The sequence below is a fragment of the Xanthobacter albus genome, from assembly GCF_043194895.2.
Lineage (GTDB): Bacteria > Pseudomonadota > Alphaproteobacteria > Rhizobiales > Xanthobacteraceae > Xanthobacter.
The window spans coordinates 1471428-1485290 of sequence record NZ_CM195532.1; the positions used below are offsets into that span (position 1 = coordinate 1471428).

13 protein-coding genes are annotated in these 13863 nt (G+C 71.7%); 8 read left to right on the top strand and 5 right to left on the bottom strand.

Annotated features, from left to right (window positions below; translation table 11 throughout):
- Nucleotides 1-8: 8 nt before the first annotated feature.
- Entirely contained in the window at nt 9-329 is a 321-nt protein-coding gene (locus V5F75_RS06620; protein ID WP_509212148.1) for a hypothetical protein, read from the bottom strand.
- Nucleotides 330-573: 244 nt separating this feature from the next.
- Here V5F75_RS06620 and V5F75_RS06625 point away from each other — a divergent pair, with 244 nt between their 5' ends.
- From V5F75_RS06625 to V5F75_RS06640, 4 genes are all read left to right on the top strand, one after another.
- The gene (locus V5F75_RS06625; RefSeq protein WP_394035949.1) at nt 574-1083 is read left to right on the top strand and encodes a GNAT family N-acetyltransferase; all 510 of its coding nucleotides are present in this window, start codon (nt 574-576) and stop codon (nt 1081-1083) included.
- A gap of 52 nt (nt 1084-1135) precedes the next feature.
- Nucleotides 1136-1663, top strand: a complete 528-nt coding sequence (gene ppa / locus V5F75_RS06630; RefSeq protein ID WP_393987779.1) for an inorganic diphosphatase — start codon at nt 1136-1138, stop codon at nt 1661-1663.
- Between the two features lie 140 nt (nt 1664-1803).
- Nucleotides 1804-2604 (top strand): SDR family NAD(P)-dependent oxidoreductase, encoded by an 801-nt coding sequence (locus V5F75_RS06635; RefSeq protein WP_394035947.1) that lies wholly within the window; start codon nt 1804-1806, stop codon nt 2602-2604.
- 249 nt (nt 2605-2853) lie between these two features.
- A complete protein-coding gene (locus V5F75_RS06640) occupies nt 2854-3441 on the top strand; it encodes a MarR family winged helix-turn-helix transcriptional regulator (protein ID WP_394035945.1) in 588 nt (195 codons plus the stop codon).
- Between the two features lie 7 nt (nt 3442-3448).
- On the opposite strand, the gene fae is transcribed toward V5F75_RS06640, so the two are convergent.
- Nucleotides 3449-3958 carry a formaldehyde-activating enzyme gene (fae, locus tag V5F75_RS06645; RefSeq protein WP_394035943.1) on the bottom strand — a complete coding sequence of 170 codons (510 nt, stop codon included), beginning with the start codon at nt 3956-3958 and terminating at the stop codon, nt 3449-3451.
- 178 nt (nt 3959-4136) lie between these two features.
- Nucleotides 4137-5402 carry a glycoside hydrolase family 2 TIM barrel-domain containing protein gene (locus tag V5F75_RS06650; protein ID WP_394035941.1) on the bottom strand — a complete coding sequence of 422 codons (1266 nt, stop codon included), beginning with the start codon at nt 5400-5402 and terminating at the stop codon, nt 4137-4139.
- 329 nt (nt 5403-5731) lie between these two features.
- Here V5F75_RS06650 and V5F75_RS06655 point away from each other — a divergent pair, with 329 nt between their 5' ends.
- The 4 genes from V5F75_RS06655 (at nt 5732) to V5F75_RS06670 (ending at nt 9460) form a co-directional block, all read left to right on the top strand.
- Nucleotides 5732-6652, top strand: a complete 921-nt coding sequence (locus V5F75_RS06655; RefSeq protein ID WP_394035938.1) for a metallophosphoesterase family protein — start codon at nt 5732-5734, stop codon at nt 6650-6652.
- 108 nt (nt 6653-6760) lie between these two features.
- On the top strand, nt 6761-7339 hold the full coding sequence (locus V5F75_RS06660; protein ID WP_394035936.1) for a Spy/CpxP family protein refolding chaperone: 579 nt from the start codon (nt 6761-6763) through the stop codon (nt 7337-7339).
- A gap of 238 nt (nt 7340-7577) precedes the next feature.
- Nucleotides 7578-8831 (top strand): MFS transporter, encoded by a 1254-nt coding sequence (locus tag V5F75_RS06665; RefSeq protein WP_394035934.1) that lies wholly within the window; start codon nt 7578-7580, stop codon nt 8829-8831.
- A gap of 158 nt (nt 8832-8989) precedes the next feature.
- Nucleotides 8990-9460 carry a hypothetical protein gene (locus tag V5F75_RS06670; protein ID WP_394035932.1) on the top strand — a complete coding sequence of 157 codons (471 nt, stop codon included), beginning with the start codon at nt 8990-8992 and terminating at the stop codon, nt 9458-9460.
- Nucleotides 9461-9639: 179 nt separating this feature from the next.
- Here the strand turns inward: V5F75_RS06670 and V5F75_RS06675 are convergent, their stop codons facing one another.
- Both V5F75_RS06675 and V5F75_RS06680 read right to left on the bottom strand, forming a co-directional pair.
- Nucleotides 9640-10575 carry a LysR family transcriptional regulator gene (locus V5F75_RS06675; protein ID WP_394035930.1) on the bottom strand — a complete coding sequence of 312 codons (936 nt, stop codon included), beginning with the start codon at nt 10573-10575 and terminating at the stop codon, nt 9640-9642.
- A gap of 92 nt (nt 10576-10667) precedes the next feature.
- Nucleotides 10668-13364: a DUF2339 domain-containing protein gene (locus tag V5F75_RS06680; RefSeq protein ID WP_394035928.1), complete on the bottom strand. Its 2697-nt coding sequence runs from the start codon at nt 13362-13364 to the stop codon at nt 10668-10670.
- Nucleotides 13365-13863: the final 499 nt, after the last annotated feature.

The following is a 13863-nucleotide window of genomic DNA, read 5'->3' on the forward strand; positions in this document are numbered from 1 at the left end:
GTGCGTGCTCAGCCCGCCTGGAAGCGCGAGCGCTCCCGCTGGCGGCCGAGGCCGAGCAGCACCAGCCCCACCAGCACCAGCAGCACCGAGGCGGGCAGCGACAAGGCGGGCACCATCAGCTGCGGCCACAGCCAGGGCGCCGCGACGGCGGCTTCCGCCTGCGCCAGCTCCAGGTTCTGCGGGGCGAGGACGGACCATGCGTCGCCCGCCGAGGTGAAGACCAGCCGGGACGCGGCGATGGAGCGCGTGCCGTCGACGATGAGGGCCACGAACCCGCCGGCCACCAGCCAGAAGCCGACGAAGCGGAGAATGAACCGGAGCATGCGCACGGGGCGGCCAGACCTCAGAACGAGTGGAAACGAAGGCGAAGCAACGAGCGGGGCCGCCGGTGGGGCGGCGGGCGGATGCTAGAGCAAGTGCACCGGAAGTGTGTAGCGGTTTTGCGTCCGGATGTATTGCGGGGCACGCGCCCGGGCGGGGGCGGCCGGCGCGGCGGCGTGGTGGAAATGACGTTCCCGTGCGCGGATCGGCAAGGCTCTTGAAGGATGGGGCGAGGTTTGCTTCCATTCACCCATGAGCACGCTCGTGATCGAAATCCGCAGAGCGACGCCCGCCGATGCCCTGGCTATTTCGGCGGTCCACGACGCGGCTTGGCGCGCCACCTACCGCGGGCTCATTCCCGGCCTGGAGCTGGAGCGCATGGTGGAGCGGCGGGGCCCCGCCTGGTGGCAGGCGGCCATTTCCCGCGGCAGCCGGCTCAATGTGCTGAAGGTGGGCGACGAGCTGGCCGGCTACGTGAACTACGGCGGCAACCGCGCCAAGGCGCTGCCCTATGGCGGCGAGATCTACGAGATCTACCTGCATCCCCAGTTCCAGGGGCTGGGCTTCGGCCAGCGGCTGTTCGCCTCCGCGCGCAGCGATCTCGCCCTGGCGCGGCTCGGCGGGCTGGTGGTGTGGGCCCTCGCGGAGAACGAGGCGGCGGTGGGCTTCTACACCGCCCTGGGAGGGCAACCGGTCGCATCGTCGAGCGAGCGGTTCGGCACGAAAACGCTGGACAAGATCGCCTACGCTTGGCAGCGGTAGCGCCCGCGCGGGGTAGCCTCCGCGCGAGACCAAGCTGGAAGCGAGACAAGCCATGCGCATCGAAGCCATCCCGACTGGGAAGAAGGCCCCGGAGGAAGTCAACGTCATCATCGAGGTGCCGATCGGCGGCGAGCCGATCAAGTACGAGATGGACAAGGAGTCCGGCGCTCTGTTCGTGGATCGCTTCCTTTATACCTCCATGCGCTATCCCGGGAACTACGGCTTCATCCCCCACACTCTCTCTGGCGATGGCGACCCGGCCGACGTTCTCGTCTGCAATACCCGCGCCCTGGTGCCGGGCTCGGTGATCGCCGTGCGCCCGGTGGGCGTGCTGGTGATGGAGGACGAGGGCGGCCAGGACGAGAAGATCGTCGCCGTGCCCGTCTCCAAGCTCACCAAGCGCTATGAGAAGGTGGCCGAATACACCGACCTGCCCGAGATCGTGCTCAAGCAGATCGAGCACTTCTTCGAGCACTACAAGGACCTCGAGCCCAACAAGTGGGTGAAGGTGATCCGCTGGGGCGACAAGGCGGAAGCCCAGAAGATGATCGTCGAGGCGATCGAGCGCGCCAAGGCCTGAGCCACCGCCTGATCGAGGCCCTGTGACAGGGGCCTTGCGGGGCGCCGGGGGGCGCCCCGCCTGCCGCTCTTTCCGCCGCGCGGCATTGACAGCGGCGGCGAATGGACCCATCGGCCTTCCCAACAAAAGGGAGGAAGGCCATGTCAGAGCATCCGAGTTCCGCGCCCGTGGTGGTGGTCACGGGGGGCGCCAGCGGCATCGGCGCCGCCTGCGTGCGCCGCTTCGCCCAGGAGGGCGCGCGCGTCGCGGTGCTCGACCGCGCGCCGGAGGCCGCCGAAGCCCTCGCCGCCGAGGTGGGTGGGCGCGCCTTTTTCGCCGACGTGGGCGATGCCGCGGGGCTCGAGGCCTGCGCCGCCGCGGTGGAGGCGCAGCTCGGGCCGGTGGCGGTGCTGGTGAACAGCGCCGGCGTGCTCCAGCCGCCCGAGCGGCCCCACGACCTGCCCCTCTCGCGCTGGGACGAGGTGATCCGCATCGACCAGCGCGGCACCTATGTGGCCTGCCTCGCCTTCGCGCGCGCCATGCTGGCGCGGCGGCGCGGCGCCATCGTCAACATCGCCTCCATCACCGGCCTGCGCGCGGTGCCGCTGCACGCCTACGGGCCGGCCAAGGCGGCGGTCATCGCCCTCACCGAATGCCTTGCGGCCGAGTGGGGTCCGGCCGGCGTGCGCGTGAATGCGGTCTCGCCCGGCTACACCCTCACCCCGGCGCTGCGCGCGGCGGTCGCGCGCGGCGAGCGCGATGTTTCGGCGCTGGAGGGCAATGCCGCGCTGCAGCGGCTGGTGGAGCCGGAGGAGGTGGCGCGGGCGGTGGCCTTCCTGGCGGGGGAGGGGGCCTCGGCCGTCACCGGCGTCAACCTGCCGGTGGACTGCGGATGGCTGGTGGCAACCCCGTGGAATACCTACGGCGGCCTGCGCATGCCCGTGGACGGGGGCTCCGCCTGAGGGGCTGTGGTGGTGCATCCGGAGCGATAGGGCGCGGCCGCGCCGTACCGGGGGGCGGCTCCGCCCGGCCCCGCCTGCGCCTGACGCTGAGGCATTCTACCGAAAGCTCATTGGTCTCGGCCGGATGGCGGATGGTATACCAAGAGGACCGGTGCTACTATATAGCTATCAAATAAAGCTATTATCCGGGTTGGAAGTGCACGCGTCGGCGCTCCGGTGCCCACGCGGGCGCCGGGGGAGAGCCACTCCATGTCTCTGAAGCCTGCCAAGGGGCGAAAGCCATTGCCGCTGACGGTCTCTCGTCCCGCGCTCCTGGTGGAGCGCTCCGACGTCGCCTTTCGCGACCTCCTGCATGACATGCTGGCCTTCGCCGCGGTCATCGAGGAGGTGCGGGACCGGCTCGGCGCGCTGATCGGCCTGTCGGGCACGCAGTACACCCTCCTCACCTCCATCGCGCGCCTCAACGAGCACACGCCGAACCTCGGGGTGAACCAGGTGGCCGAGCACCTGCACCTGTCGGGGGCGTTCGTCACGCTCGAGGTGAACAAGCTGGTGAGCGCCGGGCTGGTGACCAAGTCGGTCAATCCGGACGACCGGCGGCGGGTGGTGCTCGCGGTGACGCCCGAGGCGGAGCGGCGGCTCACCGAGCTGGTACGGGTCCAGGTGCCGGCCAACGATTCCCTGTTCGAGCCGCTATCGGCGCAGGAGTTCAAGACCCTGCGCGGCATCATCGCCAAGCTCGCCGCCCCCGGCGACCGCGCGCTGCAGCTCATCGCCTACCTCGCCCCCACGGGGCGGCTCGACGAAGTGCCGCGGGATGTGCGCCCGCCGGTGTGAGGCGCCTTCAGCCGGCGGCGAAGGGGTGCTTGGCGCTCGCGGCCCTGGCCACCGCCTCCTGCGGGCGGGGCGTGCCGGAAACGGCGCGGCGGATGGCCTCGCGCGTGGCCTCGTAGTTGAAGGACTGGATCCGCGCGTCGTCGCTGGCGTCCCAATGGATGAAGACGCCGACGCAGATGAAGACGTCGTCCGCCTCCTCGATGGGGATGATGCCCTCGGCCACGCTGTCGGTGAGGGCCATGGCCACGGCGTGCTGCGCGGGTCCGAACATCTGCACCGCCTGCCGCGCGTCCTTGATGGTCACCTTGTTGAACAGCACGGTGGCGGGCTTGGCGAGCAGGTTCGGCTCCATCACCGCGAGCAGGGCGGTGAAGCCGTCCTTGTTGTTGGTGAGGGCGTTCACGAAGGCATATTCGGCCGACGAGCCGCGCGGCCCCATGATGAGGTCGATATGCGCCACCTCGTTGCCGTCGCCCACCAGGGCCTCGCCCACCAGCAGCCTGTCGATCTTCGCCATCACATGCTCTCCGCAATGGTGTCTGGAGCGTTTCTCCGCTTCATGGACGCGGGAAACGCTCCATCGTATTGAGTTGACGCGTTTTCCTCTCGCGAACCGGTTCCCCGCTTCGCTCGAAAACGCGCTGGCGCTCGCCCATTCGGCGGGGTGGCGCGGGGAACGGGCCTCGGTGCAGGGGTCAGCGCACGTAGAGGGGGAGGTTGCCGGTGGCGGCGGCGCCGCGCCCGTCGCGCACGGTCACGAACACGCGGTAGGCTCCGGGCGGCAGGGGGCCGATGCGGGCCGCGTTGGGCTGGGGCTCGTGCACCGCATCGGGAAAGCTGGGCGGCACCGGCTGCGGGTCGCCGCCGACGCTGGGGGCGGTGCTTTCCGCCATCACCTGCCATTCCACCTTCAGCGGATCGCCGTCGGGATCGGTGGTCGCCACCCGCGCCACGACGGTGCCGTTGCGGGGGAGCACCGCCGGCCCGTCGAGCCGGAATGAGAGGATGCGCGGGGCGTGGTTGTCGCCGCCGGGCGGGTTGCCGTCCCACTGGTCGGCCATCACCTCCACCGTCTCGGTCCATTCGCCGGTGGGCAGCAGCAGGGAGTACCAGGTGGGCGTCACCTCCTGCTTCTGGCCCCACAGGAACACGATGGTGCCGATGCCGGCATGGTTCGCGGCGGTGAGATAGCGCCGCATCACGTCCGCCTTCTGGGACGAGGTGGGCTCCACGCGGGCGCCCCACGGCGTCTTGGCCGCCTCCCAGTGGCCGAGGGCGCCCATCTCCGTGAGCACCACAGGGCCGGTCCAGCCCTGCATGCGGGCGCGGGTGGCGGAGGTGAGCAGCCCGTCGCCGTAGCCGTTGACGCCGAGCACGTCGATCGACGGCGCCAGCTCCTTGATCTGGCGGGCCTTGTCGGTGCCGAGCTCGGCCACCACGGCGAGGGTGGGGTGGCTGGGGTCGAGGGTCTTCACCAGCCGCGCCGCTTCCTCGATGGCGGGCCACACGGTCGCCAGCACCTCGGCGGGCGGCAGTTCCACCTCCACCTCGTTGCCGATTCCCCACATGAGCAGGGCGGGGTGGTTGCGGTAGCGCTCCACCATGTGGCGCAGGGATTCGAGCTGCGCCTCCGTCGCCTGCCGGTTGCGATAGTCGAAGCCGAGGCGGGGGTGGCCCATCCAGAAGCCGACGATGACCTTGAGGCCCGCGCGCTGGGCGGCGTCGAGGATCTCGCCCGGCTCCTGGCCGTAGGTGCGCACCACGTTGGCGCCGAGCGCCTTCAGCTCGGGCAGGCGGGTCTCTCCGGCGGCGCCGTTGGGCACGAAGGGGCGCCCATCCACGAGGATGTCGGTGCCGCGCACGGAGACCTGCGAGGCTGCGGCCCCGGCGGGCGGTAGCGCGAGGACGGCAAAGGCAAGGGTGGCGGGGGCGATGAGGGCGGAAAAGCGTGGGGCGGGCACGTTGAAGAAAGGCTCCTGACCGGCGCCCCGGCGAAGGGGCGTGAACGCACGGCGCGGCGTGCCGCGCCGCACCACAATTGCGCTCCAGCATTCTTGGCGGCGCGGCCGCAGGCAACTGATTTCTTTCCGCGGTGCGGCACGGGCGCGTGAGCGGCGCCGGTCCGCGGTTGCGCCGCATGCGGGATGCTCTAAAGGAGAGGCGGCGCCCGGCCGTCTGCGCGCGGGCGCCGGAGGCGCCGGGGCCGCGACATCCATGGGGTGTTCCCACGCCGGGGCCCGTCCGCGGGGCGCCCCTCGCCGCGCCGCTCAATGCCGGAGGCCGTGACGCCGTGTTCGTGCTCGCCCACCTGTCCGATCCCCATCTCGGCCCCATCCCCGAGGCGCGCCTGTCCGAGCTGATGGGCAAGCGCTTCTTCGGCATGATGAACTGGATCGGTGCGCGGCGGCGCAACTTCGGCGCCTCCACCCTCGGGCCGCTGGCGGACGACCTGCTGGCGCAGCGGCCGGACCACATCTGCGTCACCGGCGACCTCGTCAATGTGAGCCTGCCGGCGGAGTTCGACACCGGCGCCACCTTCCTCTCCTCCCTCGGCGCGCCGGAGGCGGTGAGCGTGGTGCCCGGCAACCACGATGCCTATGTACGCTCCGCCATGCACTACCACCTGGAGCACTGGGCGCCCTTCCTCTCCGGCGACGATACCCACCCCCACACCCCGGTGGACGTGGATGCGTTTCCCTATGTGCGCCGGCGCGGGCCGGTGGCGGTGGTGGGCGTGTCCACGGCGGTGCCGACGGCGGTGTTCCTGGCGAGCGGTGAGGTGGGCCGGGCCCAGCTCGGCCGCCTCCGGGCCCTGCTCGCCGAGCTGCGGGCGGAGGGGTTGTTCCGCGCGGTGATGATCCACCATCCGCCGGTGGGCGCCCGCCCCTTCCACCGTGACCTGAGGGATGCCCCGGCCCTGCGCGCCGTGCTGGCGGAGGCCGGCGCCGAGCTGGTGATGCACGGCCACGACCATCGCGCCTCCCTCGGCCGCATCGAGAGCGCCGACGGCGGCTCCATCCCCGTGGTGGGCGTGCCCTCGGCCTCCGCCGGGCCGGACGACGAGCGCGGGGCGGGCGCCTATGCGCTCTATCGCGTCTCCGGCCGGCCGGGCGCGTGGCGCTGCGAGATGGAGCGGCGCGGATACGCCCCCGCCGACCGTGCCGTCGCCGCCCGCGAGACGCAGGTGCTCTGGCCGCGTCCGGCGGCCTGAGCCGGGCGGGTTTCGCCATCCCCCTGCCGCAACGATGAATTACCGAACTTTAAGTTGAGGCGCCGGGTGGCCGGGCCCATGGTGCGGCCATCCTTTAAGGAGGATGTGATGAAGAAAGCCGTTATCGCCGCCGCCACCGCCGCGCTCATCGCCGGGTCGGCGATCGCCCATGCCGCCGGCCCGGCCGACGCGACCCCGCCCCAGGGCACGCCCCCCGCGGCCGCGCAGGCGGCCAGCCCCGCCGCCCCCGCGATGGGCGCGGCCGACGTGTCCTCGAAGCGCGCCGCCGCCTTCGACGCCCACCTCGCCGATCTCAAGTCCAGCCTGAAGCTGACCCCTGACCAGGAGAAGCTCTGGCCGGCGTTCGAGACCGCGCTGCGCAAGGTGGCGAAGGATCGCGCGGCCCACATGGCGGAGCGCCGCGCAGAGCGGCAGGCCGCCCGTGAATCCGGCCAGCGTCCCGCCCGCCCGGACATGGTGACGCGCGTGCGCACCGCCGCCGACCGCATGGCCGCCGTCTCCGCCGAGCTGCGCCAGGTGGCCGACGCGCTGGACCCGCTCTACAAGAGCTTCGACGCTGGCCAGAAGAAGGCCTTCGAGACGACCGCCCGCAAGGACCTGCGCAGCTTCTTCGGCATGCAGCATCCGCGCGGCGAGCGCTCCGGCCGCGGTTCCGATCGCGGCTGAGGCCCGCCCCGGCCGTGTCGCCGCCCCATCCCTTCTCCGGTTCGCGGGGAGGGGCGGGGGCGGCTCCCGCCGGCCACGGCGGTGCTGGGAGAAGGCGTCTTCGGGGTGCGCCTGAGCCTTCCATGAAGGAAGCTCATGGATTGCTTTTCCATTATTGATTTTTCACAGCGCTGAAATGGGCTTTAACATGACCTGAAGGCGTGGCCCCGTTCCAACGGCCGCGCGGAAAGAACGGGTCATGTCTGCCTCAAGCTCGTCCACCCCTGCGGTCCCCGCGCCGGGCCGGCATCTGCCGGCGCTTCTCATCATCGTGGCCGGCTGCGCCGTCGCCATGCTCACCTTCGGGCCGCGCTCGGTGTTCGGCCTGTTCCTGGTGCCCATGTCGCGGGAATTCGGCTGGGGGCGCGACGTGTTCGGGCTCGCGGTCGCCATCCAGAACCTGCTGTGGGGCCTGGGCTCGCCCTTCGCCGGCGCCATCGCCGACCGCTTCGGCACCGTGCGGGTGCTGTGGGGCGGCGCGCTCGTCTACGGGGCGGGCCTGGTGCTGATGGCCTATTCCAGCACCCCTGGCGCGCTGCAGCTCACGGCCGGCGTGCTGGTGGGCTTCGGCCTTTCGGCGGCCTCCTTCAATCTGGTGCTGGCGGCATTCGGCAAGCTGCTGCCGGACCGGATGAAGGCGCTGGGCTTCGGCGCCGCCACGGCGGCCGGCTCGTTCGGCCAGTTCCTGTTCCCGCCGCTCGCCACCGGCCTCATCCAGGCGGTGGGCTGGCAGGAGACGCTGATGGTGTTCGGCGTCTCGCTGCTGCTGGTGATGCCGTTCTCCCTCGCCCTCGCCACCCGTGGCGCGGCGCGGGCGGGCGGCCCCGCCGCGGCGCCCCAGCAGAGCGTGGGCGCCGCCCTTTCCGAGGCGTTCCGGCACCCGAGCTACGTGATGCTGGTGCTGGGCTTCTTCACCTGCGGCTTCCAGCTCGCCTTCGTCACCGTGCACATGCCCGCCTTCCTGGTGGACCGGGGCATGAGCCTTTCCGTGGGCGCGGTGACCCTGGCGCTGATCGGCCTGTTCAACATGGCCGGCTCCCTGGGCGCCGGCTACCTGACGAACCGGGTCTCGCGCAAGTGGCTGCTGGCGTGGATCTATGCCGGGCGCGGGGTGGCCATCGCGGTGTTCGTGCTGCTGCCGGTGACGCCGCTGAGCTGCTACGTGTTCGGCGCGGTGCTGGGGCTGCTGTGGCTTTCCACGGTGCCGCCCACGTCGAGCCTCGTGATGCTCATGTTCGGCACGCGCTACATGGCCATGCTGTATGGCTTCGCCTTCTTCTCCCATCAGGTCGGGGGCTTCCTCGGCGTCTATCTCGGCGGCGAGCTCTACGAGGCGACGGGCTCCTACAACATGGTGTGGTGGCTCTCGGTGGCGCTCTCCTTCGCCTCGGCCGCCATCAACCTGCCGATCCGCGAGGAGCCGGTGAAGCGGCCGGTCGTGGTCACTGTGTGAACGCAGGGTTAAAATCACGCGTCCCGGCGGCCACGCCGCCGGGAAAAATGGCTCTCCCGCGCCGTTTTCGGGTCCGCCATGCGGAGCTGTCTCTTGACAGTGCGGGGGGCGGTCTGCGCAAGCTGAAGCTCGAAACTCAGACATTTCGCGAACGAGCCATGCGCAGCACACTTATCGCGGCTGTCGGCTTCGCCACCATCGTGACGGGGCCGGCGATGACGACCCCCGCCCGGGCCGAAGATCAGCTCAGCGCCGAGCAGGCGCGGGCGTTCGTGGTCGGGCGCGAGTTCTCCTTCACCTGCTTCGAGGGCTCCAAGGGCTCCGGGCGGGTCTATGCCGACGGCTCCGTGGCCGGCATCATCACGCTCAAGGAGGCGCCCGCGCGCTTCGTGCGCCTGCCGGCGAACACGCTGCGCGTGCGCAGCGGCGCCGTGTGCGGCTACGTGAAGGGCATGAGCTTCGAGCCCTGCTTCGACGTGGTGAAGACCGGGCCGGCCAGCTTCCGCGGCACCCTCGCCGGCGTGCAGACCATGTGGTGCGATTTCCAGCGCGCCGGCAAGGATCGCCCGCAGATGGCCGCCCGCCGTTCCCGCGCGCGCTCCGCCGCCCAGGAAGCTTCCGCCGAATAGAAGCCCTCCGGAATGGAAGCTTCGCCGGTCAACCGGGCGTTATGTGGCTCGGCCGGCCCACGCCGTACTGCGCGCGGGCTTTCGCGGCCTGCTCCCGGTTGGCGCGCAGAGATCACTCTAGTTATTGAATTTACGCATTTTCTTTACGCGAACTGGTACCCGCTTCGCTTGAAAATGCTTCAGCTTCCCGTGGTCTCGCCGCGCGCGGCCGGCTCGGCGGTCTCATCCACGTCTCCCGCGATGCGCGCGCGCAGGCGGTGGAGCTCGTGCCCCACGTGGTCCATGAACACGCGCACCCGCGCGGTGGCCTTGATGTCCGGATGGGTCACCAGCCACAGGCCGGAAGCCATCTCGGGCTCTGGGCCCATGTAGCGCCGCAGGCCGGGCGTGCGGGCGGCGATGAAGCAGGGCAGCACCGTGAGCCCGATGCCCGCCGCCGCCGCCTCCGCGAGGCCGAGCACCGAATTGACCCGGTACACCACGCGTTCCTCGCCCACCCGCTCGCGCAGCCATTTGGCCGGCTTGATGTGGCCGAGGGCCTCGGAGAAGCCGATCCAGTCGTGGTGCCGCAGGGTGCCGGGCTCCAGCCGCCCGCCGGGCACCATGTCCGGCCGGGCGTAGACACCCCAGCCGATGCCGGCGATGCGCCGGCCCACCAGCGCGTCGCCCGGCCGGTCGCTGGCGCGGATGGCCACGTCGGCGTCGCGCTTGGAGAGGCTGAGCGAGGAATTGGTGATCACCACCTCCAGCCGGATTTCCGGAAAGGCCGCCCGGAAGCTGGCGAACACCGGGGTGAGCATGTGGATGAGCACGGAATCGTTGGTGGTCACGCGCAATTCGCCGGAGGGCCGCAGATCCTGCCCGGTGATGCGCCGCTCCACCGCCGCCACTTCCTCGCCCATGCGCTCGGCGAGGCGCACCATTTCCTCGCCGGTGGGGGTGGGCACGTAGCCGGCGCGGGCGCGGTCGAACAGGCGGGTGCCGATCTGCGCCTCCAGCGCGCCGAGGCGGCGGAAGACGGTGGAGTGGTTCACCGCCAGGAGTTCCGCCGCACCGGCGAGGGAGCCGCTTTCGGCGATGGCGCGCACGAGGCGGAAGTCATCCCAGGCGATCATTGCAGTTGCATCCGTGCAGGTGTGTCCGGCTCCCCATCGTTATCTCATTGCGTGAAGGAAAGCGCGAGCTTCCTGGGGGCTCCGTTCCGCGCTCACTCCGGCTCCGGTGAGCGCCGGCGCGCCAGCAGGCGCTGGTAGAGCCAGCCCATGGCCACCAGCACCAGCCCGAGGCCGATGAAGGACAGGGCGCGCAGCACCCCCTCCAGGTCCGCCATGTCGGACACGAACACCTTGAGCACGGTCGCGACCATCACCGCCGCCGAGGCGAGCCGCAGGCTGCGCGAGCCGCGCCACAGGCCGAGGCCGAGCAGCACGATGCCGAAGGCGAGCCAGGTGGCCGAATAGGCGTACCACTCCATGGCGCCGATGTGCTCCGCCGCCAGCACCGGCCCCTGGAACAGGCGGGCCACCTGGCCGGTGAGGTAGGCGAGGGTGAGCACCACCGCGAGGCCCGATGCCGCGAGGCGCAGGCGCCGCCGCTCCGGCGGCTGGCCTTCCGCGTAGAGCAGGGCCATCGCGGCCGGCAGGGCATAGGCCGCCAGGAGATCGTTGAAGACGAGGCCGCCCACCCCCTCGCCGGTGGCGAAGGGATTGTCGGCGGTGAGCGCCATGAGGGCGCATAAGGCGGCGAGCAGGGCCACCACATCGGAAAACAGGCGGTAGAGGGCCCGTCCCGTCACGGCGGCGAGGCGGGCGAGGCCCACCGCGTAGGCGCCGTAGAGGGCAGCCAGAAGGCCCGTCTCGAACAGGCGCGTGCCGGCGCCGTCGAGATCGCCGCCATGGGCGAGGTGGCGCACCTCCAGCGCGGCCAGCAGCACGGCGAACACGAGGGCGAGCCCTTCCAGCACCCGCCGGCTCCAGTCGTCGCCGGCCGGGGTGAGGAGGCGTGCCGCTCCGGTGAAGGCGAGCGCGGGCACGCCATAGCCCCACAACAGCCAGTTGAAGACGGGCGTGGTGCCGAGATCCGCGCCCGCGATCGAGGGCTCCCACCCCACGCGGGCGAGCACCAGCAGGCCGAGCCCTGCCGAAAGCGGGCGCAGGCCCGGAAGTGGGCGGCGGGTGGAGACCCAGGCGACGCCGAGTGAGATGAGCGCGAGGCCCGCCGTCAGCCATCCCTTTTCCAGCGCGAAGGCGAGGGCGAGTGCGAGGGCGGCCACTGCGCCGGTGGCGAAGGCGGACGCCGCCGCCGGCCGGCGCAGGCGGAAGAGCCATTCCGCCGCCGGGGTGAAGAGGGCGGCGAGGGCCAAAGCGAGGGCGGCAAAGGGCACGCTGCGCTCGAAGCCGGCAAGGCGGCCGTAGGCGGCGGCCATGAGCAGGACCGGTCCTGCCGCGCCGGCTACGCCCCAGCCGAGGGCGAGAGCGTTTTCGAGCGAAGTGGGAACCGGTTCGCGCGAGGAAAACGCATCAATGCGAGAATCAGGAGCATGTCCCCTATTCCGTGAAACGGGGACATGCCTTTGGAGGCCGCGCCGCGCGCCCGCGAGGCCGGCGACGGCCAGCAGCGCGCCCATGCCGAAGCCGTAGAGCGTGATGCCGGCCGGGAATTCCGGCGCCGGCGGGACGCTCCATCCAGCCAGGATGGCCGGCGCGGCGAGCGCAGCCGCCGTGGCCGCGAAGGTGGCGGCTTCCGCCCGCCACGCCAGGCCGAGGGCGCCGAGGGCGGTTGCGATGAACACCGCGAGCGGCCCCGCAGCGATCTCGCCCGTAACCGTGGCGAGGGCGGCGACCGCCAGCGCCAGTGCTGCGCCGAGGGTGGCGAGCGCATCCGGCCTTCCGGAAGCTGGCGGGCCCAGGAGGTGGCCGGGGGTGAGCAGCGCCGCAGTGACCACCAGCAGCGCCAGCGCCAGGGCGCCGGCGGCGGGGATCGCCTGCGGCACCTCGAACAGGAGCAGGGCGAGGCCCCAGGCCCCCATGCCCGCTACCGCGAGCGCCGCGAACCAGCGCCATGCCCGCAGGCGTGCCACCGCCGCGGCGGCCGCCCCCACCACTATGATGAGCAGCGCCACGCCCCACGCATCGGGTGCCTCGGAGGTGACGAGGAACGGCGTCACCGCCGCGCCGGCGAAGCCGAGGGCGGCGAGCGCCGGCCCGTGCAGCAGGGCGGCGAGCATGCCGGCCACCGCCGTCAGGCCCAGGAGAACGAAGGCGGGAGCGGGCGGGAGGAGGTGATAGAGCTCGTAGGCGGCATAGAGGCTGCCGAAGGCCGTCATGATGCCGACGGCGGTGAGCAGGGCCGGCACCTGCGGCACGCCGGAGAGCGGCCCTGCGGCCGGGGGCGGGTCGAGATCCTGCCGCCGGTCGAGACGGCGCAGGGCCTCTCCACCCGCGAGCAATGCCGCCGCGAGCACGAGGCCGAGCGCCACGCGCCCGCCGGGCCCCACGAGGTTCTGCTCCACCGCGAAGCGCACCAGAAAGATGCCGCCGAGGGCGAGCGCGAGGCCGCCGACCCACACCGCCCAGCGCGCGCCGATGCGCTCCTCGATGCCGCCGAGATTTTCCCGGATGCGGCCGATGCGCCGGAGGCCGGCGGTCCAGTGCGGGGTGCCGGGCGGGGCCGGTTCCGGCGGGCTGCGCCCCTCTTCGTCGGGTGTCGCTCGTGGCGGCGCGGCGGTGGGCTGGAGAGGCGCGGGGGAGGGAACGGCCCCGCCCGCAAGAGCCGCTTCAAGCTGCGCGACGCGCGTTTCCAGCAGCCGCAGCCGGCCCCGCTGCCGCAGGGCCAGCACCAGCCCCACGAGGGACATGACCGGGAAGGCCAGCAGAACCACCACCAGCCACGCCAATTCATCCATGTCGTCCACCCCGCCGGGCGCGGGCTCCTGAGGCGGTTCCGCTCACGGGGGTGCGCGGAAAGCGTTCCAGATTCCTGGGATCACGCAATCTCTTCACGCGAACCAGCATCCGCTTCGCTTGAAAATGCGCACGCGCGCCGCACCCCGCTGCATCATCGCCGACAGGCTATCGCGCCGGCTGCCGCCACGCCAGAAGAAGGCCCCTCCGGAAGGGCGCGGGCGAAGCTTGGGAAAGGGGCATCGGCCGGCGCTCCGCGCGAATGCCGCCGATGCGGGGCCGGGGGCTTGGCCTTGCACGCCCGGTGGCCGGTGCGCGGTGCCACGGCCCGATGCGTCGTTGTCATCCCGGTGGGCGCGCCCTTAGCGAAAAGCGCCGCGAGGAGCCTCATTCGCGAGCCCACGACGCCTGTTCGGGAACGAGAGGAACCGATCAGGGGGATGTAGGCCTCCCCATTGACGGAGTTTTCCTCTGGCCGTCGTTGCCGTTCGCGCCATCGCG